At 68.5% G+C, this 219-nt stretch carries 1 protein-coding gene; it reads right to left on the bottom strand.

What is annotated here, in order from left to right; all coding sequences use genetic code 11:
* On the bottom strand, positions 1-219 hold a 219-nt coding region (locus SM757_RS35430), incomplete at both ends, for an electron transfer flavoprotein subunit beta/FixA family protein (protein ID WP_407655841.1).

Below are 219 nucleotides of genomic sequence, written 5' to 3'. Positions count from 1 at the left end.
CCGCGCTTGGGCGGCTCCTCGACCTTGACGGTCTTGAGGCGCGGCGTCACGTCCACGCCCAGGTCGGCCGGCTTGACCGTCTCCATGGGCTTCTTCTTGGCCTTCATGATGTTGGGCAGCGTCACGTAGCGCGGCTCGTTCAGGCGCAGGTCCGTGGTCACCACGGCCGGCAGCGAGACTTCCACCGTCTCCAGGCCGCCGTCCACTTCGCGCGTGACC

Source organism: Azohydromonas lata, assembly GCF_034427735.1.
Classification (GTDB): domain Bacteria; phylum Pseudomonadota; class Gammaproteobacteria; order Burkholderiales; family Burkholderiaceae_C; genus Azohydromonas; species Azohydromonas lata.
Note: the sequence above shows the minus strand (reverse complement) of the source record. Positions and strands in the feature narration are given on the sequence as shown.